Source organism: Streptomyces sp. NPDC055749 (assembly GCF_053617235.1).
The window spans coordinates 1-23,607 of the sequence record NZ_JBSHFH010000067.1 but is presented as its reverse complement, the minus strand read 5'-3'; the positions used below and the strand labels follow the sequence as shown (position 1 = coordinate 23,607).

Here is a 23,607-nt window from a genome sequence, read left to right as displayed (position 1 = left end):
GCGCCGGGAATGTGCGTGACCCCGGTCACTTTGACCGGACAAAACGGACACTATCTTTGTGCACGCGTTCACAAAGACATAGCCTGCATTCGACGGGGCGGTCTTGGGACATACGGCCGCCTGCAGCCCCGCTCATCCCGCAGGAGCACCGTGGCAACTGGCCGAACTCACCGACCGGCGACCCGTAGCCGAGGAATTCCCGAGGCCACCGTCGCCCGACTTCCGCTGTATCTCCGCGCACTGACGGCGCTCTCCGAGCGCTCGGTTCCCACGGTCTCGTCCGAGGAACTCGCCGCGGCGGCGGGGGTCAACTCCGCCAAGCTCCGCAAGGACTTCAGTTACCTGGGGTCCTACGGCACGCGTGGTGTCGGGTACGACGTCGAGTACCTCGTCTACCAGATCTCCCGTGAGCTCGGGCTCACCCAGGACTGGCCTGTCGTCATCGTCGGTATCGGTAACCTCGGCGCCGCCCTCGCGAACTACGGCGGCTTCGCCTCCCGTGGTTTCCGCGTCGCGGCCCTGATCGACGCCGACCCCGCCATGGCGGGTACGCCCGTCGCCGGGATCGCCGTCCAGCACTCCGACGAGCTGGAGAAGATCATCAGCGACAACGGGGTGTCGATCGGTGTCATCTCCACGCCGGCCGGTGCCGCGCAGCAGGTCTGCGACCGGCTCGTCGCCGCGGGCGTGACCTCCATCCTGAACTTCGCCCCGACGGTGCTCTCCGTGCCCGACGGGGTCGACGTGCGCAAGGTCGACCTCTCGATCGAGCTCCAGATCCTCGCGTTCCACGAGCAGCGCAAGGCCGGCGAGGAAGCCGCCGGGAACAACCCCGAGCCGGACGACGCACCGCCCCTGCGTGCCACGCCCGCGAGCCGGAAGGGACCCGACGGGGACATGCCCGCCGTGATGCCGGCATGAGCCTCCTCGTCGTTGGTCTGAGCCACCGCAGCGCCCCCGTCTCCGTACTGGAGCGGGCCTCGCTGGCCGCCGAGACCCAGGCCAAGCTGTTGCAGGACACCCTCGCCGCGGAGCCCGCGACCGAGGCCGCCGTGCTGGCCACCTGCAACCGCATCGAGCTGTACGCGGACGTGGACAAGTTCCACGCGGGCGTCGCCGAGCTGTCCACCCTGCTCGCCCAGCACAGCGGGGTCGGTCTCGACGAACTCACTCCCTATCTTTATGTGCACTACGAGGACCGGGCCGTCCACCACCTCTTCTCGGTGGCCTGCGGTCTGGACTCGATGGTCGTCGGCGAGGGCCAGATCCTCGGCCAGATCAAGGACGCGCTCGCGCTGGGGCAGGAGCTCCACACCGCGGGCCGCCTCCTCAACGACCTCTTCCAGCAGGCGCTGCGGGTCGGCAAGCGTGCCCACAGCGAGACCGGGATCGACCGGGCCGGGCAGTCGCTCGTCACCTTCGGCCTGGAGCAGCTCGCCGACGGCGGCGAGGTCACCCACTGGGCGGGCGGCAAGCGCGCCCTGGTGATCGGCGCCGGCTCGATGTCCTCGCTGGCCGCCGCGACCCTGGCCCGCGCCGGAGTCGCCGAGATCGTCGTCGCCAACCGGACCAGGGCCCGCGCCGACCGGCTCGTCGAGATCCTCGGGCAGAGCGGTACGACGGCCCGCGCCGTGGAGATGGCCGGCGTGTCCGGCGAACTCACACGTGCCGATGTCGTCGTCTCCTGCACCGGTGCGACCGGGATCGTCCTGACCGCCGAGGCCGTCGCCGAAGCCCTCGGTGTCGAGTTCGACGCCGCGGTCGAGGCACCCACCGTGCCCGGCCCCGCCACCGCGGAGCTCGACCAGCACGCCGCCTGGGTGGAGAACGGTTCCGCCACCGCGACGGCGCAGGAACGGACCGTCCGACGGGCCACCGTGCCCGCGCAGAACTCCGGTCCCGCCCGGCTCGCCCTGCTCGACCTCGCCATGCCGCGCGACATCGACGGCGCGGCCCACCGCATCGACGGTGTGCGCCTCGTCGACATCGAGTCGCTCGCCGAGGCGTCCGCGGACGCCCCGATGGCCGCCGATGTGGACCAGGTGCGCACCATCGTCGCCGACGAGGTCGCCGCATTCGGTGCCGCGCAGCGTGCCGCCCACATCACCCCGACCGTCGTCGCCCTGCGCACCATGGCCGCCGATGTGGTGGCCGGCGAGATCGCGCGGCTCGACGGACGCCTCCCCGACCTGGACGAGAAGCAGCGCGCCGAGATCACGCAGACCGTGCGCCGCGTCGTCGACAAGCTCCTGCACGCGCCCACCGTGCGGGTCAAGCAGCTCGCCAGCGAGCCCGGCGGCGCCGGGTACGCCGATGCGCTGCGGGAACTCTTCGACCTCGACCCGCAGACGGTGGCCGCCGTCTCCCGGGCAGACCTGAACGACCCGAATAGAGGGCGGTCATGACCGACAACTCACCCCTGGGTGGGGAGACCACGAAGCCGCTCCGGCTCGGCACCCGGCGCAGCAAGCTCGCCATGGCGCAGTCCGGAATGGTTGCCGAGGCCGTCCGCGAGGTGACCGGGCGCGCCGTCGAGCTCGTCGAGATCACCACGTACGGAGACACCTCCAGGGAGCACCTGGCGCAGATCGGCGGGACCGGCGTGTTCGTCGTCGCGCTGCGCGAGGCGCTGCTGCGCGGCGAGGTGGACTTCGCCGTCCACTCGCTCAAGGACCTGCCGACCGCTCAGCCCGACGGCCTCGTGCTGGCCGCCGTGCCGGAGCGCGAGGACCCGCGTGACGTGCTGGTGGCGCGGGACGGGCTGACTTTCGAGCAGCTGCCTTCCGGTGCCCGCATCGGCACCGGCTCGCCGCGCCGCATGGCGCAGCTCAACGCGTACGCCCGGTCCCACGGCCTCGACATCGAGACCGTGCCGATCCGGGGCAACGTCGATACGCGTATCGGATTCGTACGAAGCGGGGAGCTCGACGCGGTGGTACTCGCCGCCGCGGGGCTCAGCCGTCTCGGACGGAGCGGTGAAGTGACCGACTTCCTGCCGGTCGACACCGTTCTGCCCGCTCCCGGCCAGGGAGCACTGGCGATCGAATGTGCTGAAACCAGCACTGACCTCGCCGCAGCGCTCGCCGAGCTCGACGACCCGTACACCCGGGTCGCCGTGACCGCCGAGCGTGCCCTGCTCGCCGCCCTGGAGGCCGGCTGCTCCGCACCTGTGGGTGCGTTGGCCGACCTCCTGGTCGACGGGCAGTCCGTCAACGAGCTGCGCCTGCGCGGGGTCGTCGGTACTACCGACGGTTCCGCCCTGGTACAGCTGTCCACCACCGGTCCCGTCCCCACGTCGCACGACGACGCGGCGGCCCTCGGTCGCGAGCTCGCGGCCGAGATGCTTGCCAAGGGTGCGGCCGGTCTTATGGGGGAGCGAGCACTTTGAGCCCCACCGGCCCCGCCGCATCCGATTTTCCTGTCCCGTCCGCAGGGCACGTCACCTTCCTCGGCGCCGGTCCCGGCGACCCGGGACTGCTGACTCTGCGCGCTGTAGAGGCGCTCGCGAGCGCGGACGTCCTTGTAGCCGAACCGGACGTTCTCGACGTCGTTCGCCGCCATGCGCGGGCAGGCGTAAGCACGCCTGAGCTGACGGTTGTTGACGTGTCGTCAACAGCCGTCGGGGTACCCGTTCTCAGGGATGCGGCCAATCTTGTCATGGAGGCCGCGAAGGGCGGCAGGCGGGTCGTCCGTGCCATTTCGGGTGACCCCGGCCTGGACGGAAACGCGGGCGCGGAGATGCTCGCCTGCGCCGCCGCCGGCGTGCCCTTCGAGGTCGTGCCCGGTGTCGCCAACGTCGTGGGCGTGCCCGCGTACGCCGGTGTGCCGCTGCGCGACGCGCAGGGCGCCGATGTCCGTTTCGTCGACGCGCGTACAGCGTCGGACCGCTGCTGGGCCGAGGTCGGCGCGAGCGATGCGACGGCCGTCGTGTCCACGACGCTCGACTCGGTGGCATCGGCCGCCGGTGAGCTGGTCTCGGCGGGCCGCAAGCCCGACACCCCGCTGACCGTCACCATCGCCGGTACGACGACCCGCCAGCGCACCTGGACGGCGACGCTCGGCACCATCGCCCAGCTGTTCAAGCAGACGAAGGTGCTCCCGTCGCCGGACGGGCACCAGCCCGTCATAGCCGTGGTCGGAGAGCGCAGCTCCGCCGCCCAGCGCGAACAGCTCGCGTGGTTCGAGTCCAAGCCGATGTTCGGCTGGAAGGTGCTCGTGCCGCGTACGAAGGAGCAGGCGGCTTCCCTCTCCGACCAGCTTCGTTCCTACGGCGCCGTGCCGCACGAGGTCCCGACGATCGCCGTCGAGCCGCCGCGTACGCCCCAGCAGATGGAGCGCGCGGTCAAGGGCCTGGTCACGGGGCGCTACGAGTGGATCGCCTTCACCAGCGTGAACGCGGTCAAGGCCGTCCGGGAGAAGTTCGAGGAGTACGGGCTCGACGCCCGTGCCTTCGCCGGGATCAAGGTCGCGGCCGTCGGCGAGCAGACGGCCGCCGCGCTGATCGACTTCGGTGTGAAGCCGGACCTGGTGCCGTCCGGTGAGCAGTCCGCCGCCGGGCTGCTGGAGGACTGGCCGCCGTACGACCCGGTCTTCGACCCGATCGACCGTGTCTTCCTGCCGCGCGCCGACATCGCCACCGAGACCCTGGTGGCCGGGCTCATCGAGCTGGGCTGGGAGGTCGACGACGTCACCGCGTACCGCACGGTCCGCGCCTCGCCGCCGCCCGCCGACACGCGTGAGGCCATCAAGGGCGGCGGTTTCGACGCGGTGCTCTTCACCTCGTCCTCGACCGTCCGCAACCTCGTCGGCATCGCGGGCAAGCCGCACAACGTGACCGTGATCGCGTGTATCGGCCCGGCCACGGCGAAGACCGCCGAGGAGCACGGCCTGCGGGTGGACGTGCTGTCCCCCGAGCCGTCGGTGCACAAGCTGGCCGAGGCACTTGCGGCGTTCGGCGCGCAGCGCCGGGACGCGGCCAAGGAGGCCGGTGACCCGGTGACCCGGCCGAGCGAGCGGCGCCCGGGTGCGCGGCGTCGTCGGACGACGACCTGACCGGTCCTGTTACAGGGTGTGGGGTCCGGCTGCTTCGGCGGCCGGGCCCCGCTCCGTTTTCCGGCACGGGTGTCGGTAAGACGCTGATGTGTACGGGTCTATCGTCGAAGGATGACTGTGTACGGAAACTTCCCCGGCTCCCGCCCCCGGCGCCTGCGGACGACGCCCGTGATGCGGCGCATGGTCGCCGAGACCCGGCTCGACCCGGCGAATCTGATCCTGCCCGCGTTCGTGCGCGAGGGCATCAGCGCGCCTGTCCCCATTTCGGCCATGCCCGGCGTGCAGCAGCACACCCTGGACACCCTGCGGAAGGCCGCCGTCGACGCGGTCTCGGCCGGTGTCTCGGGGATCATGCTCTTCGGTGTCCCGCTGGACGAGAAGAAGGACGCGGCGGGCACGGCGGGCACGGACCCGGACGGGATCTTGCAGGTCGCGCTGCGGGCCGTGCGGGAAGAGGTGGGCGACGACCTCGTCGTCATGTCCGACCTCTGCCTGGACGAGTACACCGACCACGGCCACTGCGGTGTGCTGACCGATGACGGCCGCGTCGACAACGACGCGACGCTGGAGCGGTACGCGGAGATGGCCCAGGTCCAGGCCGACGCGGGCGCCCATGTGGTCGGCCCCAGCGGCATGATGGACGGCCAGGTCGGCGTCATCCGCGATGCGCTGGACCAGACCGGGCACGAGGACGTGTCGATCCTCGCGTACACGGTGAAGTACTCGTCCGCGTTCTACGGGCCGTTCCGTGAGGCGGTCGGCTCCTCGCTGATGGGCGACCGCAAGACGTACCAGCAGGACCCGGCGAACGCCCGCGAGTCCCTGCGCGAGCTGGCGCTCGACCTGGCAGAGGGCGCCGACATGGTGATGGTCAAGCCGGCCGGACCGTACCTCGACATCCTGGCGAAGGTCGCGGAGTCGGTGGACGTGCCGGTCGCCGCGTACCAGATCAGTGGTGAGTACTCGATGATCGAGGCCGCCGCGGAGCGGGGCTGGATCGACCGGGACGCCGCGATTCTGGAGAGCCTTACCGGGATCCGGCGTGCGGGTGCGCAGATGATCCTGACGTACTGGGCGACGGAGGTCGCGCAGCGGCTGGGGCGGCGCTAGGCCGTTCCGCTCTCACCAGCACGCCGCCGCCGGGGCCCGTAGGGGGCCCCGGTCGGTGAGGGCGTTGTCAGCGGATGACGTCGAAGACGTTCAGCTGGAGGCCGTTGGGGTATGCCTCGTGCTCGACGAGCTTGAGGTTCTGGGTGTCCTTGTCGGTGGCGCTGAACAGCCGCTTGCCCGCGCCGAGCAGCAGCGGGAAGACGAGCAGGTGGTAGCGGTCGATCAGGCCGGCGTCCGAGAGGGCCTGGTTCAGGGAGGCGCTGCCGTGGACGATGATCGGGCCGCCCTCGGTCTCCTTCAGCGCGGCGACCTCGTCGAGGGTGCGCAGGATCGTCGTCTCGCCCCAGTTCGTCACCAGGTCGTCCTCGGTGAGCGTGGTGGAGACGACGTACTTCGGCATCTCCTTGTAGTCGGCGAAGTCCTCCATGTCGGGCCACACGGGGCTGAACGCCTCGTAGCTGGTCCGGCCCAGCAGGATCGCCGAGGCTTCCTTCTGCTCCCGGCCCTTGATCCCGAAGGCCTCGGGGAGGAACTCGACGTCCTTGAAGGTCCATCCGGAGTTCCGGTAGCCGGGCTCGCCACCCGGGCCCTCCACGACGCCGTCGAGCGATATGAAGGCGGAGCTGATCAGGGTACGCATCTCAGGTTCCTCGGTATCTCGTGTCTTGATCGGATCTCATCGGGTGCGGCGCACCAATCATGATCTAAGACAGTGGATCATGGCGGAACTCATCGGTCGCCGCTCGTTTTTTTCCGAACCAGGGGTTCACGGCCAGTCGACGAGGGCCATGAACGTCAACCACGCGACGACCACCGTGGCGGGTGCGATGACGGCGAGGGCGAGAGCCTTCGGGGGCTTGTGCACGCTGAACGCCCAGCTCGCCAGCAGCACCGCCAGTGCCAGCACCAGGCCGCAGAGGAGCACCGTCCACGCCGGGCCGAAACTCGCGTCGAAGCGGTCGGCCTCGGCGTCCATGCAGGAATCGCAGGCCATCGGCGAGAGCCCGCCGAAGAACAGGGCGATGCACGCGAGCGGAAGCGTCACGACCGTGGAGATCAGCGGCGCGATCCAGCCGCGCGTGGGACGGGTGTTCGTCATGTCTTCGGGCATGTGTACGAGTCAACTCGGCGCCCGGGATCGCCGCATGAGCTGTCGTACTCAGTCGGCGCCGCTCAGTACATGAGCGCGTCGTCCATGCTCGTCTGCCAGTAGGTGACGCTCAGGCTGCCGTCCACGAACACGCTCTTGGCGAGCGGCACCTTGACCGCGGAGCCGGTGCCCTCGGAGTTGCCGTCGCGGTTCTGGAAGCTGACGGCCAGGTCCTTGGTGGAGTAGCCGTTCGTGCCGCTGCCGTCGGCGGCCGAGGTCATGACGCCGGTGTAGACGGACTCGCCCGGGTTGATGGTCGCCACCGCCTGGGGCTTGCTCTCCTCGAAGGTCTTCGGAACGGCCTGGGCGTCACCGAACCGCAGGTAGGGGTAGTAGTAGGCGTTGCACGCCTTCGAGCCGGTGTTGGTCATTGTGAGCAGCATGTGGTTGACCGGCCGCTGCACCTCGGTCATCGTCAGCTTGGTGTTCGCTCCGGTGCAGGTCACCGTGACCTTGTCGTCGGCCTTCGGCTGGGGCGTGGAGGTCTCGTCACCGGAGCCCGAGACGGAGTCCGGCTCCGAAATGGTGCTCGAACCGGCGGAGTTCTCGCCCTGGTCGGTGGACGGAGCCGCTGAGCCCTTGTCGTCGGAGGCGCCGGTGCTCTCCGCCGGGTTCTGGGAGGAGGAGCCGGCAGGAGCGGAGGAACCGCCGCCGGACGCCGCTTCGTTGTCGCCCTGGCAGGCCGTCAGCGACAGGGATGCGATCAGTGCGACGGCACCGAGGGCAGAGGTACGGGCGGCGCGGCGGAGCTGAAGATTACGCATGAGGTGTCTTTTCCGTTCGGAAGGTGTCGTGGAGTGTGGGGCGCCGCTTTGGCGCACCGGCAGCTGACGGGTGTACTGGACAATGACGTGTGGTCAGAGGTGGGTGCACGAGTCGCGCTGCTTGCCCTTGGAGGGCTGCTGCTGCGGTGTGTTCCAACATCGTGTCCGGCCCTCGAAGCCGGTGGCAACGGTTGCCGGCCTGTACGGGACGCCGGAACGGAAATATGGCCTCTGACCTGCGGTGACATCCCCTGCCTGGAACGTCGTTCCGGGAGGGTAGGAGAGGGGAACGGTCAGGGTGGGCACGGAGATCCAGGACTTCGCGGCATTGCTCAGGGGGCTGAAACAGCGCTCCGGGCTGAGTTACGGAGCGCTCGCCCAGAAGCTGCACATGAGCACCTCCACGATTCACCGGTACTGCAACGGTGACGCGGTCCCGCACGACTATGCGCCGGTCGAACGCTTCGCGCGCGTGTGCCGTGCGACGTCGGACGAACTGGTTGCGTTGCACCGGCAGTGGATTCTGGCCGACGAGGCGAAGCGGCGAGGCGTTCGGAAGGCGGAGGCTGTCGGGACGGTCGAACCGGAATCAGAACCGGCTCCCACACCGGCACCGGAGTCGGCGGCCGACGATGTGACCCCGGATGCGCGGCCCTCCGCTGCCGCGCCCGCCCCGCGACGGCCGTCCGGCAAGCGGCTGCGTGTCCTGCTCGCGGCCGTCGCGGTGGTGGCGCTCACCGTGCCAGCCGCGCTGGCGATCAGCAGCTACACGGGCGACCGCACGCACGATGAGGGCATGGACTCGCCCCGCAGTAACTCACCGGCCACGCCGAGCCGGAGCGGCAGCGTCTCTCCGTCACCGAGTCCTTCGAAACCCTCGCCGTCCAAGACCAGCGGCTCCGCGACACCCTCCGCCACGGCTAAGAGGTCCGCCGCTCCCAAGGGGGAGGACGGGAAGGCGGAGAAGGGGACCGGCTCCCAGGGCGTGCCGGTGACTGCCACCCTCAGTTCGTACAACTGGGACTGGCCCTGCGGGCAGTACTTCCTGCTCGACCGGGAACCCCAGGGCATGCCGCCGGCGCCCGAGGTCCAGGACAGGGCCAGGCGCGCCTGGGCGGCGCAACTGGGCGGGGTGGACGGGGGAGACATGCTGCTCGAACTCACCCTGCAGGGAGCTTCGCAGGAGGCGGTCGTTCTGAACGCCCTCCATGTCCGGGTGGTATCGCAGGCGGCGGCCACCGACTGGCCCGCGTACTCGATGGGGGAGGGCTGCGGGGGCGGCATCGCGCCGCAGACGTTCGATATCGACCTGGACGACGGTCAGCCCGTCTCGCAGCCGGTCGCCGGTACGGACGCCGGCAGGGTCGTTCCGGCGAAGGACTTTCCGTACCGGGTGAGCTCCACCGACGTGGAGGTGTTCCACGTCGACGCGCACACGGAGAGCCACGACGTGACCTGGTACCTGGAGCTGGAATGGTCCAGCGGGGGCCGGAGCGGGACCGTGCGCATCGACGACAACGGCAAGCCGTTCCGTACGAGCAGCATGAGGGACCGGCCCGTGTACGAATACCGGTCCGACACGGCCGAGTGGGAGGACATCTCGGATTCGCTGGAGGGGCAGGGCAACTGACGGGTCAGATCATGCGGCGGGGGGCTGAACGAGGGCGAACACCGTGCGGGCCTTGGTGCCGTCGGGCAGGGGTGCGTCTGCTGTGACGTGGCCCAGGGGCTGCCCGCTGGCGGCCTGGCCGGGCTGGAGTACGCGGTTGATGTGGAGGGTGAGCTGACGCCCGATCACCGCTGTCTCCAGGAGGATGTCCGTGCCGTCCGGGTCGTCGGTCGTGGACGTGAACGTGGCAGCGGCGAGGGGCTCCGCGATCCAGCCGGTGACGGACGGGTCGGGGGCGTCGCTCGTGCTCTGCATCTGCGGCACGGCCTCGCCGACGATCAGCGCGAACAGCTGGGCGACGAGGACCGGGTCGTGCGCCCCGTCGTACACCCACCGCTTCCCCAGCACGCCGTGCTCGGACGTGCCGATGAGAGCCGCGTCGGCGCCCTCGATCGGTGCGCCCCGGTAGCTGAACGGCACCTGGTACGTGACCGGGTGTTCCCCCGAGGTGTCGGTGACCACCATGAATTCGATCCCCACCTCGCCCTCCGGGTCGTCCAGCCGGAATCCGCCGGTGTTGGCCAGTTCGGGCTGCTGTCCCTTGCCTTGGTACCAGGGCTGCGCGGGCAGCCAGGAGACGAGGAGTTCCAGCTTGGTGGGCGTCACTGTGGTGTGGTGGATGACAGCCATCAGACGAGCCTCCGGTTTGCGGCGAATCCGGCGAAGGCGGACCAGGTGGTGGGTGCGACGGTGAGGGTGGGGCCGTCGGGGTTCTTGGAGTCCCGGACGTGGATTGCGGTGGGGTGGGCGGCGATCTCGACGCAGGCGCCGCCTTCGCTGCCGCTGTAACTCGACTTGTGCCAGTCGTAGGCGACTTCGAGGCACGCGCCGCCCTCGTCGCCGCTGTAGCTGGACTTGAACCACTCACGTGCGGTGCTCATTGCTCTCCCAGCAGCTGGTCCAACAGGCCAACAGTGTCTTCGGGGTTGAGGGCCTGAGCTCGCAGCATCGCATATTTCTGGGAGAGGATGCTGACCTCATCGCGGTCGGAGACGAGCATGCTGCCGCGTTGCGTCTCGGAGTAGGCGACGTGCTGATAGTCCGGTGTTTCAAGGAGAATGAATGGGCCGTTGAGCCCCGCATGGGTTCGACGGTGCAGGGGGAGCACCTGGAGGCAGATGCCCGGGAGCGCAGCGCACGTGCGCAGGTGGCGCAGTTGCTCCGCATGCTCTTCGTCGTCGACGAGTTGAAGTCGTACCACCGGCTCCCAGATCACGAAGCTGATGGTCGGAGGCTCGCTGCGTCGCAGGATTTCCTGTCGTTCCAGGCGTCCTGTGGTCTGGTCCTCGATCTTCTCCTCGCTGAAGACCGGGACCCGGTTGCGGAACACCGCACGTGCGTACGCCTCCGTCTGAAGAAGACCGGGGACGACCTGGTTGTCGTACCAGGAAAGCGCCAGCGCTTCCCGCTCCAGGTCCATGTACTGCTCCGCCCACGCCGGGATCAGATCCACCTCCGGCATGTTCTCCACCGCCGTCTCCAGCGCCCCCTTCGTCTCCAGCAGCCGGTCCAACTGGCGTGCCAGATCCGGCAGCAGTGCCCGTCTGCCCTGCTCGATCGAGGCGATCGTCTCCACCTGGAGGCCCACCCGGTCCGCTAGCTGTGCCTGCGTCAGTCCGGCCGCAACGCGGAACACGCTGACCAGTTTGCCCACGAGCTTCATCGCCGACGTGTTCTTGCGCTGCCGTTTTCTGGGGTGCATACGGTCCCCACTCCCCACCCTCGTCCGTACTTCACGCACGAGCGACCCGTACAAGAAATCTGTACGGGTGCACGTACTGCTCCACGGTAGTCACAGAGTGTGACTCTCGTCTCATGAACGAGACGATGCAACTCTCGCTGCTGCGCGAGCGGTTCTACCGGCGGGAGCGCCGATCGGTCCCGGCAGCGCGGGAGTTCGTACGAGCGGCGGCCGTCGACTGGGGGTTCGGGGCGGGGCGGCTGGACGACGTACTGCTCTGTGTGAGCGAGCTGGCGACCAACGCGCTCGTGCACGGGGTTCCGCCGGGGCGCGGGTATCAAGTGCGGTTGTTGCTGCGGGAGGAGGGCCGGGCGCTGCGGATCGAGGTCCACGACAGCGGTGACGGTGAGCCGGAGGTGCGGGAGCCGGACGGGGAGTCCGGGCGGGGGCTCCTGCTCGTGGCTGCGCTCGCCGACCGTTGGGGGGTGGGCGAGCGCGAGCCGGGCAAGGTTGTGTGGTGCGAGTTCGGGCAGGGCCCGACGGGGTTACGGGGCGGTCGGGACCGCCTGTCGGGCCGGGGTCGGTGTCAGGTCGGTGGCGGACGGGGTTCCGAGTGCGCGCAGGCGTGCCGTGCAGACGATGCCGACTGCCGAGATGACCATCAGCATGACCGCCGGGGGCCAGTAGTGGCCGCCCGCTGCCGCCGCGAGGGAGACTGCGGCGAGGGGGGCGAGGCCGCCGAAGATCATGTTGCAGATCTGGTAGGAGAGGGAGATGCCGGTGTAGCGGACGTGCGGGGCGAAGCCCTCCACGAGGATCGACGCGATGGGCCCGTACAGCGCCGACATCACCAGGCGCATGGCCAGCATCATCAGCCAGATGAGGACGACGCTGCCGGTGCCCAGCACCATGAACTGCGGGATCGAGAGCACGATGACGCCCACCAGGCCGGCGATCACCACCTTGTGCGCTCCCACCTTGTCGGCGAGCCAGGACAGCCACGGTGTGACGAGGAGTTCCAGGAACGCCGCCAGGGTGAGGCCGTTGAGCAGCATCGACTCCGACAGGTGGAGGTCTCCGGTGCCGTACGAGAGCAGGAAGCTCGTTACGACGTAGTAGCCGCCGGTCGCGGTGGCCAGGGCGAAGACGCCGATGAGGACCGTGCGCCATGCCTTCTGGAAGACCTCCACGACAGGCAGCTTGGTCTCGCCCTTCGCCTGCTGTTCCTTGTGCACCTCCTCCATGACCGGGGACTCCTCCAGCTTGACCCGGACGACGAGGCCGATGATGACCAGCACGGCGGAGGCCAGGAAGGGCACGCGCCAGCCCCAGGCGTTGAACGCCTCGTCGCCGAAGAGGCTCATCAGGCTGAAGGCGCCGGTGGAGAGCAGGGCGCCGACGGACGAGCCGAGCTGGGCGAACGATCCGAAGAAGGCGGCCTTGCCGGGCGGGGCGTTCTCCACGGCGATCAGTACCGCGCCTCCCCACTCCCCGCCGATCGCGATGCCCTGGATCAGGCGCAGCACGATCAGCAGGATCGGGGCGAGGGCGCCGACCTGGGCGTACGTGGGAAGAAGGCCGATCGCGAAGGAGGCGACGCCCATCATCACCAGGGTGATGACGAGGGTCTTCTTGCGGCCGACACGGTCACCCATGTGTCCGAAGATGATGCCGCCGAGCGGGCGCAGCAGGAAGCCGATGGCGAAGGTGGCGAAGGCGGACAGGGTCCGTAGGTACGGCGACATGTCCGGCGGGAAGAACACGTCGTTGAAGACGATCGCCGCGGCGGTGGCGAACGCGTAGAAGTCGTACCACTCGATGGAGGTGCCGGCCAGGGCCGCGAAGGCGGCTCTGTACGGGCTCTTCTTGGTGGTGGCCTGCTTGGTGGCCTGCTTGGACATGGGGCCTCCGGGGACGGGAGGGGCGGCGGGGGACGGACGAGCGGAGGGTCAGCGGTCAGCGGCCGGGGGCGGACCAGGCGCGGGTGCCGCCGATCCAGGTTTCGCGTACGCCGATGGAGGCGAGTTCGGCCGGGTCGGCGTCGAGCGGGTCGCTGTCCAGGACGGCGAAGTCGGCGAGCATGCCGGGGGCCAGCGCGCCCACGGCGTGTTCGCGGTGCAGGGCGCGGGCGGCCGATTCGGTGTGCGCGCGCAGGCCGTCCGCGACGGGCATCCGCAGCGAGGCGTCGCCGAGGAGGGTGCCGAGGACGGTACGCCGGGTCGCGGCGGCCGAGACGGCTTCCAGCGGGGCGGGCGGGGCGACGGGGGCGTCCGAGCTGAAGACGACGGGGACACCGGCGGCCAGGCAGGTGCCTGCCGGGTTGTAGCGGTGGCCGAGGTCGCCGACCGCCGTGAGGGTGCCGTCGCCCGTACGCAGGTGGTGCTGGGGCTGCATCACCGGGATGACGCCGAGGCGGCCCATGCGCGCGATCTGCTCGTCGGTGGGGAGACCCGAGTGCTCGATCCGGTGGCGCATGTCGGGGCGCTCGCGGTCGGCCTGGGCCTTCTCGATGGCGTCGAGGACCATGCCGATGGCGTACGGGGACTGGGCATGGGTCGCGGTCTGGAGCCCGGCGCGGTGGGCGCGGCCGACGATCTCCGCGTACTCCTCGGCCGAGTGGTAGAGCTGCCCGTGGTGGCAGCAGTCGGCTGCGTACCCCTCGGGGAAGTACGCGGTCCAGCCGCCGAGCGTGCCGTCGGCGTAGAACTTGACGCCCTGGACGCGGAACAGGTCGTCGCCGAAGCCGTTCACGACGCCCAGGTCGAGCGCGGTGTCCAGGAGCGCGGAGGTGAGGTAGGCGGAGACGCGCATGCGCAGGGTGCCGTCGGCGCGGGCACGCAGGTACGTCTCCATCTCGCGGCGGGATGCCTGGGCGTCGCCGACGGTGGTGACTCCGGCGGCGAGGAAGACCTCCTGGGCGCGCTGGAGGTGGTCGGCCATGATCGCTTCGGGCTCGGTGAGGTGGAAGTTCGGGCCGTGGTTGCCGATCTTCACTCCGCCGGGGCCTGTGAGCAGGTCGCAGGCGGCGTCCCAGAGCTGGCCGTCGGGCTCGCCGGAGGGGGAGCGGCCGATGCTGCCGCCCTCGGGGTCGGGGGTGCCTGCGGTGACGCCGCAGGTGCGCAGGGTGTGGGAGTTGACGACGCCGCCGTGGCCGGAGGCGTTCATCACGTACACCTCGCGGTCGGTGGCGACGCGGTCGAGGTCGTGACAGGTGGGGTGGCGGCGCTCGGCGAGGCGGCGGTGTTCGTAGCCGAAGCCGCGCACGGGGACCCCGGCGGGCAGTTCGCGGGCGGCGTCGGTGAGGACGGCGACGAGCGTCTCGATGTCCGGTACGCGTTCGGGGCGGCAGTCGACCCAGGCGAGCGCCTGTCCGTACATCACGGGGTGGCAGTGGGCGTCGACGAATCCGGGGTGGACGAGGCCGCCGTCGAGTTCGAGGACCTCGTCGGCCCGGCCGCCGAGTGCGGCGCGGGCGTCTTCGGCGGTGCCGACGTGGACGACACGGCCGGCGCGGACGGCCAGTGCCTCGGCGCGTTCGGTGGTGCCGGGGGCGGCGACGGCTGCGCCGGTCACCAGGAGTGTGCGGTCGGCGTCGTCGAGCGGGTGGTGCATGAGGGGGCCTGCTTTCGACCTGGGGACGTCCATGAAGGGGCCGTACGCGGAGCGGATCGCGACGGTTGATTCGTTCGCATGGACGATATGCAGCGGACGATGCCTTGCCTAGACCCTCGGTCCACAAATTTTTCGGAATGTGATGTGGGGTTTGGCTTACGTATCGTCTGTCGTGGTCTCCGTCAGGTCGTAGCGCTCCTTGACCAGCTCCAGGTGGACCCAGCTCTCCACGGCTCGTACCCCTGCGCAGGCCCGCATCTCCTCCAGGGTGGTGCGCACCGCGGGGAGGGATTCCGCGCTGATCGTCCCGACGAGTTCCGCCCGCCCCATGCAGGCGGAGAGGAAGGCGACCCGGTCCCAGGCGGCGATCTTCCGTGCGACGGCGTCCCGCTCGCCGTCCAGGCGTACGGCGAATCCGCAGAGGAAGCCGAGCCCCAGCAGCTCGGGGCGCACCAGGGCGAGCACCTTGGCGACGCCGCCGTCCAGGAGGCGCAGCGTGCGCGCGCGGGCGGCGCCGGGCGAGAGGCCCACGCGTTCGGCCAGCTCGGCGAAAGGCGTCCGGCCGTCGCGCTCCAGCTCGTCCAGTATCAGCCTGTCCGTCTCGTCGAGTTCGGTCACCTCGGGCCGGTCCGCCGGCAGGTACGGGTCCTTGAGGTGCTCCAGGGAGATCAGCGGGTCCACCACGTCGACACCCGGCAGCGAGCGGATGGCTTCGATGGCCCGGTCCAGCTCGGCCAGTCCCTTGGTGCGCAGCTCGGTCATGATCGCGTGGCCGCCCGCGGTGAGCGTGACGAACGGCGCCTGTGGCATGGCGGCGATGGTGCGGGCCACCGGCTCGGCCGGGCCGCGTACGCCGACCGACAGGTGGGCCGAGGCCGTCAGGCCCCGTACCGCGGGATGCACGACGGCCACCACGCGTACGCCGCCGCCCGCGAGCAGGCGCTGCACGCGGGCGCGGGTGGCGGGGCGGGAGAGTCCGACGCGCTGCGCCAGCGTCTCGTACGTCAGTCGGCCGTCCGTCTGCAGTTCGCGGACGACGGCCAGATCGGTGTGGTCCAGATCCACCTGGGTGCTTCCCCTCGGGTCGGGTCGGGTTGGTTCGGTTGCCTGGGGCGGGTGCGCCCGGACGGGGCCCATTCTCGACCACCGGGGCGTGCGATGCTGGCGATCGCATCACCATCCCTGGACAAGTTTGCCGGATGAAACGTAAGTTCTGGGCGATCGTTGCGAACGAATCATCATTGCGTTGCGCTTTGAGGAGCTTGAGAGTCTTGAGGAGGATGGGATGAGCCGGCCCCTGGTGGTGTTCACGGACCCAGAGGAACTCGACATCGGTCCCGGTGTGCGGCTGCTGGCCGACGCGGGATTCGACACGCGGGTCGTCGGCAGCCGTGATCCGGAGGCGATCGCGGACGCGGCGCGCGACGCCGTCGCGCTGATCGTCGGCTACGCGCAGGTGGACGCCGCACTCCTCGGCCGGCTCCCCGGGCTGCGGATGCTGGCCACCATGTCCGCCGGGTTCGACATGATCGACACGGCGGAGGCGCGTCGGCGTGGGCTGTGGGTGAGCAACCTTCCCCATGCCGCGACCGAGGACGTCGCCGTGCACGCGCTCGCAAGTGCGCTCAGCCTGGTGCGCGCGCTGCCCCAGGCCGACGCCACCGTCCGTGGTGGCGGATGGAGCCCCGAGTTCGCCGAAGTCCCGCGCAGGGCCGGTGAGCTGACGCTCGGGCTGCTGGGATTCGGGCGTATCGCGCGGGTTCTGGCCCGGGTCGCGGCCCCGGTCTTCGGACGCGTGGTCGCTTATGATCCGCACGCCGACGAGGCGGGGTGGCCGCCCGGGGTCGAGCGGCTCGGTCTCGACGAGCTGGTCGCCGCCTCCGACGTACTCTCGCTGCACACGCCGCTGACCGAGCAGACGCGCGGCATGGTCGACGCGGAACTGCTCGGCCGGATGCGGCCGGGCAGCTACCTCGTGAACGTCGCCCGCGGTGAACTCGTCGATGCCGCAGCCCTGTTGGCCGCCCTGGACGGCGGACGGCTCAGGGGTGCGGCCCTGGATGTGTTCCCGGTCGAGCCCCCGGCGCTCGACGACCCGTTGCGCAGCCACCCGCGCATCCAGCTCTCCCCGCACAGTGCGTACCTCTCCGACACCTCGCTCCGGGCGTACGTGTGCGCACCCGCCGAGAACGTCATCGCCTGGTACCGCACCGGGCGACCCCTGACCCCCGTGGTCGACCCGACCCTCGAACTCGAAGGAGCCTCCTCGTGACCGGACTGCCGACCACCGACGCATCGGTCGAAGAAGAGGTTCGGCTGCGCCGTGAACTCGCCGCCGTCTACCGGCTCGTGGCGCACTTCCGGATGACCGACCTGATCTTCACGCACATCTCGATGCGGCTGCCGGGGCCCGACCACCACTTCCTCATCAACCCCTACGGCCTGCTCTTCGAGGAGATCACCGCCTCCAACCTGGTCAAGATCGACCTGTCGGGGAACCCGGTCGAGCCCACCCCGTACCCGGTCAACCCCGCGGGCTTCGTGATCCACAGCGCGATCCACGCCGCGCGCGAGGACGCCCACTGCGTCCTGCACACCCACACCAAGGCGGGCTGCGCCGTGGCCGCGCAGCGCGACGGGCTGCTGCCGCTCAACCAGATGTCGATGGAGTTCTACAACCGCGTCGGCTATCACGACTACGAGGGCGTCGCCCTCAACCTCGATGAGCAGAAGCGCCTGGTCGACGACATCGGCACCCACCCGGCGCTGATCCTGCGCAATCACGGACTGCTGACCGTGGGTGAGAGCGCGGCCCAGGCGTTCCTGCGCATGTACTACCTGGAGAGGGCCTGCGAGATCCAGGTCACCGCGCAGGCCGGCGGCGTTCCGTTGACGGTGCCCTCTCCCGAGACCTGCGAATACACCGCCCGCCAGCTCGCGGGCGACGCCGACGCGGACTTCCAGGACGACGGGGCGTACGAACTGGCGTGGGCGGCCATGCTGCGCCTGCTGGACCGGGTGGCGCCGGACTACCGGGACTGATCCCGCCGCACACGGTATGTAGAGTCGGCGACCCTCGGCGGCTTGTGCCGTGCCCTCTCGTGCGGAACAGGTGGATCATGTCCAGCAGTACCGAAGACACAGTGTTCGAGATGCGTGCGCAGCGCTTGAGACGGCGGCTGGAGCGGCTGATCGGCATCGGGGCGTCCGAAGGCAACGCGCTGGTCCCGTTCCGTAACGGCGATGCGATCTTCGCCGCGATGCTGGGCGCCATCCGTGGCGCCGAGCACACCGTGGACATGATGACGTTCGTGTACTGGCGCGGAGACATAGCCAACGACTTCGCCGAGGCGCTCTCCGACCGTGCGCGCGCCGGTGTGCGGGTGCGGCTGCTGCTGGACGGGTTCGGCAGCCGGCTCATAGAGCAGGGCCAGCTCGACATGATGAGCGAGGCCGGGGTGGAGGTGGCGTGGTTCCGCAAACCGCTGTACCTGTCGCCGTTCAAGCAGAACCACCGCTGCCACCGGAAGGTGCTCGTCGTCGACGAGACGACGGCCTTCACGGGCGGCGTCGGGATCGCCGAGGAGTGGTGCGGCGATGCCCGTGACGAGAACGAGTGGCGAGATACGCATGTACGGCTGCGCGGTCCCGCCGTGGACGGTCTGGCCGCCGCGTTCGCCCAGAACTGGGCCGAGTGCCACGAGGAGCTCTTCGACGAGCACGACCGGTTCGTCGACCATCCGCGGCAAGGTGACGCGGTGGTCCAGGTGGTGCGGGGTTCGGCCAGTTTCGGGTGGCAGGACATGCAGACCCTGTTCCGGGTCATGCTGGAGTCCGCCGAGGAGCGCGTGCGGATCTGCACCGCCTACTTCGCACCCGATACGTACTTCATCGAACTGCTCTGCGCGGCCGCGCGGCGCGGAGTCACGGTGGAGATCCTGCTGCCGGGGCCGCACACCGACAAGCGGGTCTGCCAGCTCGCCGGGCAGAACCACTACGAGGAACTCACCGCCTGCGGGGTGAAGATCTTCCAGTACCAGCCGACGATGATGCACGCCAAGGTGATGACGGTCGACAACGTCGCCTCGCTGATCGGCTCGACCAACTTCAACAGGCGCTCGCTCGACCACGACGAAGAAGTCATGCTGGCCGTGCTGGATCCGGAACTCACCGCCACGCTGGACGGTCATTTCGACGACGACCTGCAGCGGAGCGAGCTGATCCGGCCGGGCCGGTGGAAGCGCAGGTCGTGGGTGCAGCGGGCGCGTGAGATCGCGGTCGTGCCGATACGCCGGTACCTGTGACGTAGACAATGCTCTCGTGTTGAAGGGATATCCATGAGCGAGCTCGCCGGGACATCGCAGGACTCGGCATCGGTGATCACCGAACCGGTCCCCGACCTCCAGCTCCAACTGCTGATCCAACTGCTCGACCGTGAGCTGCGGGCGAGCCTGCCGATCACGCTCAACGTCCCCAGCGGGGTGCTGTACGGAGAGATCATCGGCCACGAGGCGTGGAAGGCGGACTGGGCGAAGAGCCTGCGCCGGGTGGCGGGCGACGCGGCGAACCTGATCGCCGAGTTTCCCGAGACGGTGGACCAAGGGATCAAGGAACTCCGGGCACTCCGGGACGAGGACGAATCCCAGCTGCCGCGGTGGATTCACCTGCGGAACGCGACGCTGGTGGTCGGCGCCGTGAACTCCGTATCGATGCCGCTGTGGCGCGGACGGCTGGCAGATGTGTCCGGCTGGGGGCTGGGGCAGCCGCAGTAGTAGCCGTCCGTACATGGCTGCATGGCGAAGGCCCCGCACGTATCGTGCGGGGCCTCAGCTTTGGAACAGCGTGAGCGCTCAGAGACGCTCGGGCGTCCGGATGCCGAGCAGTGCCATGCCCTGGTGCAGGGTGCGGGCGGTCACGTCGCAGAGGAAGAGCCGGTTCTCGACCACCTCGGCCGGGTTGTCCTCGCTCAGCACGTGGCACTGGTCGTAGAACGTCGTGTAGAGCGAAGCCAGCTGGTAGAGGTACGCGGCCAGCTTGTGCGGCTCGTAACCGGCGGCCACCTCCGACAGGACCTCGCCGAACTGGTCCAGGTGCAGGCCCAGCGCCCGCTCGGCCGGGGCGAGCTCCAGCTCCGGGTGCGCGACCGGCTTCGCGTCGCCGGCCTTCCGCAGGATGGAGCGGATACGCGCGTACGCGTACTGGAGGTACACCGACGTGTCGCCGTTCAGCGACACCATCTGGTCCAGGTCGAACTTGTAGTCCCGGACGGCGGACGTGGAGAGGTCGGCGTACTTCACCGCGCCGATACCGACGTACTCGCCGTTCTCGACGATCTCCTGCTCGCTCAGGCCCACCTTCTCGGCCTTCTCGCGCACGACGGCCGTCGCCCGGTCGATCGCCTCGTCCAGCAGGTCCACCAGCCGGACCGTCACACCCTCACGGGTCTTGAACGGCTTGCCGTCCTTGCCGAGCACCGTGCCGAACGCCAGCTGGTGCGCCTTCACGTCCTCGTTGAGCCAGCCCGCGCGGCGGGCCGTCTCGAAGACCATCTTGAAGTGCAGGGACTGCCGGACGTCCACCACGTACACAAGGCTGTTCGCCTTGAGGTTCTGCACCCGGTCGCGGATCGCGGAGAGGTCGGTCGCCGCGTAGCCGTAGCCGCCGTTCGTCTTCTTGACGATCAGCGGGACCTTGTTGCCGTCGGGGCCCTTCACGTCGTCGAAGAACACGCACAGCGCACCCTCGGAGCGGACGGCGACGCCCGTCTCCTCCAGGATCCGGCAGGTGTCCTCAAGCATGTCGTTGTAGCCGGACTCGCCGACGACGTCGGGGTCGCGGATGTCCATGTCGAGCTTGTCGAAGACCGAGTAGAAGTAGATCTTCGACTCGTCGACGAAGCGCTGCCACATGGCGAGCGTCTCCGCGTCGCCGGCCTGGAGCGCGACGACCCGGTCCCGGGAGCGGGCCTTGAACTCCTCGTCGGAGTCGAAGAGCACCCGCGACGCCTTGTAGAGACGGTTCAGCGACGACATGGCCGCTTCGCCGTCCTCGGCGCCGCCCTGGTGGTCCAGCTCGTGCGGGTGCTCGATCAGATACTGGATGAGCATGCCGAACTGCGTGCCCCAGTCGCCGATGTGGTGGCGCCGGACCACGTTCTCGCCGGTGAACTCCAGGATCTGCACCATCGCGTCACCGATGACCGCCGACCGCAGGTGACCGACGTGCATCTCCTTCGCCACGTTCGGCTGGGCGTAGTCGATGACCGTCGTGCCCGGGGTCTCGGCGTACGGGACGCCGAGGCGGCCCTCGCCGTCCGCGGCGCGGGCGGCCAGCGTCTCGATGATCGCCTTGTCCGTCAGCGTGATGTTGAGGAAGCCGGGGCCCGAGACCTCGATGTCCTTGATCAGGCCGCCCGCCGGAAGAGCGGCCGTCACCTGGGAGGCGAGCTCACGCGGGTTGCCCTTGAGCTTCTTGGCGAGCGCGAGGATGCCGTTGGCCTGGAAGTCGGCCCGGTCGCTTCGGCGCAGCAGCGGGTCCGCGGTGCCGGCATCCGGCAGTGCTGCCGTCAGGGCGTCCGCCAGCTGCTGCTGGAGCGTGGAAGCGAGGGAATTGACCGAGGCCATGAGCTGGCTGCCGTTTCCGTAGGGGTACAAGGGATCGCCCAAGTATCCCACGCTGTGTAAAGCCGTTTTCGCGCTCCGGGGGGTAGCTGGGAGAATGGCGGTGCCCCCTGACGGGATCTACACGAGAGAAGGACGTGCCGACCGTGGCCGAGAGTCAGACCAGCACCGAGACCGACTGGGTCTCCCGCTTCGCGGACGATGTCATCGCCGAATCGGAGCGTCGTGCGCCTGGCAAACCGGTCGTCGTCGCCTCCGGACTGTCCCCGTCGGGCCCCATCCACCTGGGCAACCTCCGCGAGGTCATGACCCCGCACCTGGTCGCCGACGAGATCCGCCGCCGGGGCCTCACCGTCCGGCACCTGATCTCCTGGGACGACTACGACCGCTACCGCAAGGTGCCGGCCGGGGTCCCGGGCGTGGACGAGACCTGGGCCGAGCACATCGGCAAGCCGCTGACCTCGGTGCCCGCCCCGGCCGGATCGGTGTACGCGAACTGGGCGGAGCACTTCAAGGCCGCCATGACCGAGGCGCTCGACGAGCTCGGTGTCGAGTACGACGCGATCAGCCAGACGGAGCAGTACCTGGCGGGCACCTACCGCGAGCAGATCCTGCACGCCATGAAGCACCGCGGCGACATCGACGGGGTTCTGGACCGCTACCGGACGAAGAAGGACCCGGGCGCGGCGGGCGGTGTTAAGGGCGGCAAGAAGCCTCAGCAGCAGAAGAAGGTCGACGAGGCCGAGCTCGAGGCCGCCGAGGGCTCCGGCGCCGCGGACGAGGACGACGGCAGCGGCAACACCGCCGGCTACTTCCCGTACAAGCCCTACTGCGGCAACTGCGAGAAGGACCTCACCGTCGTCACCTCGTACGACGACGACAGCACCGAGCTGAACTACACCTGCTCCGCCTGCGGCTTCGCCGAGACCATCCGGCTCAGCGAGTTCAACCGCGGCAAGCTGGTCTGGAAGGTCGACTGGCCGATGCGCTGGGCGTTCGAAGGCGTGATCTTCGAGCCGAGCGGCGTGGACCACTCCTCGCCCGGCTCCTCGTTCGTCGTCGGCGGCCAGATCGTCCGCGAGATCTTCGACGGCGTGCAGCCGATCGGACCGATGTACGCGTTCGTCGGCATCTCCGGCATGGCGAAGATGTCCTCCAGCAAGGGCGGCGTACCCACGCCCGCCGACGCGCTGAAGATCATGGAGGCGCCGCTGCTGCGCTGGCTGTACGCGCGCCGCAAGCCCAACCAGTCCTTCAAGATCGCCTTCGACCAGGAGATCCAGCGGCTGTACGACGAGTGGGACTCGCTGGCCCGCAAGGTCGCCGACGGCTCCGTGCTGCCGGCCGACGCAGCGGCGTACGCCAGGGCGATCGGTACGGCCGCCGGGGAACTGCCCCGTACGCCGCGCCCGCTGCCGTACCGCACGCTCGCCTCGGTCGCCGACATCACGGCCGGGGCCGAGGACCAGACACTGCGCATCCTCAGCGAGCTGGACCCGGAGAACCCGCTGACCACGCTCGACGAGGCGCGTCCCCGTCTCGACCGCGCCGAGAACTGGATCACCAGCCAGGTCCCGGCCGAGGCACGGACCATCGTCCGCGACGAGCCGGACAAGGAACTCCTCGGCTCGCTCGACGAGCAGGGACGCGAGTCGCTGCGGCTCCTCCTGGAAGGGCTGGACTCGCACTGGTCGCTCGACGGGCTGACCACGCTCGTCTACGGCGTACCGAAGGTGCTGGCCGGACTCGACGCGGATGCCAAGCCGACGCCGGAGCTGAAGGTGGCCCAGCGGTCGTTCTTCGCCCTGCTGTACCGGCTGCTGGTCAGCCGCGACACCGGTCCGCGACTGCCCACGCTGCTGCTCGCGGTGGGGGCGGACCGGGTGCGGGTGCTGCTCGGCGCGTAGGCGCCGTGGTTGTTCGTTCGCCGGCCGGGCTGTTCCTCAGCC

21 protein-coding genes and 1 pseudogene are annotated in these 23,607 nt (G+C 69.6%); 12 read left to right on the top strand and 10 right to left on the bottom strand.

The genetic code is table 11. From position 1 onward, the window contains the following. The first annotated feature begins 150 nt into the window (after positions 1 to 150). From ACWGO0_RS33155 to hemB, 5 genes are all read left to right on the top strand, one after another. Positions 151 to 921 carry a redox-sensing transcriptional repressor Rex gene (locus tag ACWGO0_RS33155; RefSeq protein ID WP_453543550.1) on the top strand — a complete coding sequence of 257 codons (771 nt, stop codon included), beginning with the start codon at positions 151 to 153 and terminating at the stop codon, positions 919 to 921. Then, entirely contained in the window at positions 918 to 2,405 is a 1,488-nt protein-coding gene (locus ACWGO0_RS33150) for a glutamyl-tRNA reductase (protein WP_453543548.1), read from the top strand. Before ACWGO0_RS33155 ends, ACWGO0_RS33150 begins: the two co-directional genes overlap by 4 nt. After that, on the top strand, positions 2,402 to 3,388 hold the full coding sequence (gene hemC, locus ACWGO0_RS33145; RefSeq protein ID WP_453543546.1) for a hydroxymethylbilane synthase: 987 nt from the start codon (positions 2,402 to 2,404) through the stop codon (positions 3,386 to 3,388). Before ACWGO0_RS33150 ends, hemC begins: the two co-directional genes overlap by 4 nt. Beyond that, positions 3,385 to 5,052 (top strand): uroporphyrinogen-III synthase, encoded by a 1,668-nt coding sequence (locus ACWGO0_RS33140; RefSeq protein ID WP_453543544.1) that lies wholly within the window; start codon positions 3,385 to 3,387, stop codon positions 5,050 to 5,052. The genes hemC and ACWGO0_RS33140 overlap by 4 nt, the downstream gene beginning before the upstream one ends. Before the next feature lie 111 nt (positions 5,053 to 5,163). Then, a complete protein-coding gene (gene hemB / locus ACWGO0_RS33135; RefSeq protein WP_453543542.1) occupies positions 5,164 to 6,162 on the top strand; it encodes a porphobilinogen synthase in 999 nt (332 codons plus the stop codon). A gap of 67 nt (positions 6,163 to 6,229) precedes the next feature. Here hemB and ACWGO0_RS33130 read toward each other — a convergent pair whose 3' ends face one another. From ACWGO0_RS33130 to ACWGO0_RS33120, 3 genes are all read right to left on the bottom strand, one after another. Continuing rightward, entirely contained in the window at positions 6,230 to 6,802 is a 573-nt protein-coding gene (locus ACWGO0_RS33130) for a dihydrofolate reductase family protein (protein ID WP_453543540.1), read from the bottom strand. A 126-nt stretch (positions 6,803 to 6,928) separates the two neighbouring features. Then, positions 6,929 to 7,273 (bottom strand): hypothetical protein, encoded by a 345-nt coding sequence (locus ACWGO0_RS33125; RefSeq protein WP_453543538.1) that lies wholly within the window; start codon positions 7,271 to 7,273, stop codon positions 6,929 to 6,931. Between the two features lie 62 nt (positions 7,274 to 7,335). After that, a complete protein-coding gene (locus tag ACWGO0_RS33120; RefSeq protein ID WP_453543536.1) occupies positions 7,336 to 8,076 on the bottom strand; it encodes a DUF4232 domain-containing protein in 741 nt (246 codons plus the stop codon). Between the two features lie 298 nt (positions 8,077 to 8,374). Between ACWGO0_RS33120 and ACWGO0_RS33115 the strand changes: the two genes are divergently transcribed. After that, positions 8,375 to 9,706 (top strand): helix-turn-helix domain-containing protein, encoded by a 1,332-nt coding sequence (locus tag ACWGO0_RS33115; RefSeq protein ID WP_453543534.1) that lies wholly within the window; start codon positions 8,375 to 8,377, stop codon positions 9,704 to 9,706. 9 nt (positions 9,707 to 9,715) lie between these two features. On the opposite strand, the gene ACWGO0_RS33110 is transcribed toward ACWGO0_RS33115, so the two are convergent. From ACWGO0_RS33110 to ACWGO0_RS33100, 3 genes are read right to left on the bottom strand one after another with little or no spacing between them, the layout of a single operon-like run. Then, positions 9,716 to 10,375, bottom strand: coding sequence for a maltokinase N-terminal cap-like domain-containing protein (locus ACWGO0_RS33110; protein ID WP_453543532.1), 660 nt, complete (start codon positions 10,373 to 10,375; stop codon positions 9,716 to 9,718). Next, positions 10,375 to 10,626, bottom strand: coding sequence for a DUF397 domain-containing protein (locus tag ACWGO0_RS33105; protein ID WP_453543530.1), 252 nt, complete (start codon positions 10,624 to 10,626; stop codon positions 10,375 to 10,377). Before ACWGO0_RS33105 ends, ACWGO0_RS33110 begins: the two co-directional genes overlap by 1 nt. Beyond that, on the bottom strand, positions 10,623 to 11,408 hold the full coding sequence (locus tag ACWGO0_RS33100; RefSeq protein WP_453543528.1) for a helix-turn-helix domain-containing protein: 786 nt from the start codon (positions 11,406 to 11,408) through the stop codon (positions 10,623 to 10,625). The genes ACWGO0_RS33105 and ACWGO0_RS33100 overlap by 4 nt, the downstream gene beginning before the upstream one ends. Positions 11,409 to 11,560: 152 nt before the next feature. Here ACWGO0_RS33100 and ACWGO0_RS33095 point away from each other — a divergent pair. Continuing rightward, positions 11,561 to 11,956 (top strand): annotated as a pseudogene (locus ACWGO0_RS33095) (ATP-binding protein); the annotation flags it as partial. 15 nt (positions 11,957 to 11,971) lie between these two features. Here the strand turns inward: ACWGO0_RS33095 and ACWGO0_RS33090 are convergent. The 3 genes from ACWGO0_RS33090 to ACWGO0_RS33080 all read right to left on the bottom strand — a co-directional run bounded on the left by ACWGO0_RS33090 (position 11,972) and on the right by ACWGO0_RS33080 (position 16,103). Continuing rightward, on the bottom strand, positions 11,972 to 13,327 hold the full coding sequence (locus ACWGO0_RS33090) for an MFS transporter (protein WP_453543526.1): 1,356 nt from the start codon (positions 13,325 to 13,327) through the stop codon (positions 11,972 to 11,974). A gap of 55 nt (positions 13,328 to 13,382) precedes the next feature. After that, positions 13,383 to 15,071, bottom strand: a complete 1,689-nt coding sequence (locus ACWGO0_RS33085) for an amidohydrolase (RefSeq protein ID WP_453543524.1) — start codon at positions 15,069 to 15,071, stop codon at positions 13,383 to 13,385. A gap of 123 nt (positions 15,072 to 15,194) precedes the next feature. Further along, complete coding sequence (locus ACWGO0_RS33080; RefSeq protein ID WP_453543522.1) at positions 15,195 to 16,103, bottom strand: Lrp/AsnC family transcriptional regulator; 909 nt, start codon at positions 16,101 to 16,103, stop codon at positions 15,195 to 15,197. A gap of 220 nt (positions 16,104 to 16,323) precedes the next feature. Here ACWGO0_RS33080 and ACWGO0_RS33075 point away from each other — a divergent pair, with 220 nt between their 5' ends. From ACWGO0_RS33075 to ACWGO0_RS33060, 4 genes are all read left to right on the top strand, one after another. Next, on the top strand, positions 16,324 to 17,310 hold the full coding sequence (locus tag ACWGO0_RS33075; RefSeq protein ID WP_453543520.1) for a C-terminal binding protein: 987 nt from the start codon (positions 16,324 to 16,326) through the stop codon (positions 17,308 to 17,310). Beyond that, a complete protein-coding gene (locus ACWGO0_RS33070; RefSeq protein WP_453543518.1) occupies positions 17,307 to 18,080 on the top strand; it encodes a class II aldolase/adducin family protein in 774 nt (257 codons plus the stop codon). Before ACWGO0_RS33075 ends, ACWGO0_RS33070 begins: the two co-directional genes overlap by 4 nt. A gap of 77 nt (positions 18,081 to 18,157) precedes the next feature. After that, positions 18,158 to 19,342, top strand: coding sequence for a phospholipase D-like domain-containing protein (locus ACWGO0_RS33065; RefSeq protein WP_453543516.1), 1,185 nt, complete (start codon positions 18,158 to 18,160; stop codon positions 19,340 to 19,342). 33 nt (positions 19,343 to 19,375) lie between these two features. After that, positions 19,376 to 19,810: a hypothetical protein gene (locus ACWGO0_RS33060; protein WP_453543514.1), complete on the top strand. Its 435-nt coding sequence runs from the start codon at positions 19,376 to 19,378 to the stop codon at positions 19,808 to 19,810. Positions 19,811 to 19,888: 78 nt separating this feature from the next. Here ACWGO0_RS33060 and argS read toward each other — a convergent pair whose 3' ends face one another. Next, positions 19,889 to 21,661 (bottom strand): arginine--tRNA ligase, encoded by a 1,773-nt coding sequence (argS, locus tag ACWGO0_RS33055; RefSeq protein ID WP_453543568.1) that lies wholly within the window; start codon positions 21,659 to 21,661, stop codon positions 19,889 to 19,891. 134 nt (positions 21,662 to 21,795) lie between these two features. Between argS and lysS the strand changes: the two genes are divergently transcribed. Then, positions 21,796 to 23,565, top strand: a complete 1,770-nt coding sequence (lysS, locus tag ACWGO0_RS33050; RefSeq protein ID WP_453543512.1) for a lysine--tRNA ligase — start codon at positions 21,796 to 21,798, stop codon at positions 23,563 to 23,565. Positions 23,566 to 23,607: the final 42 nt, after the last annotated feature.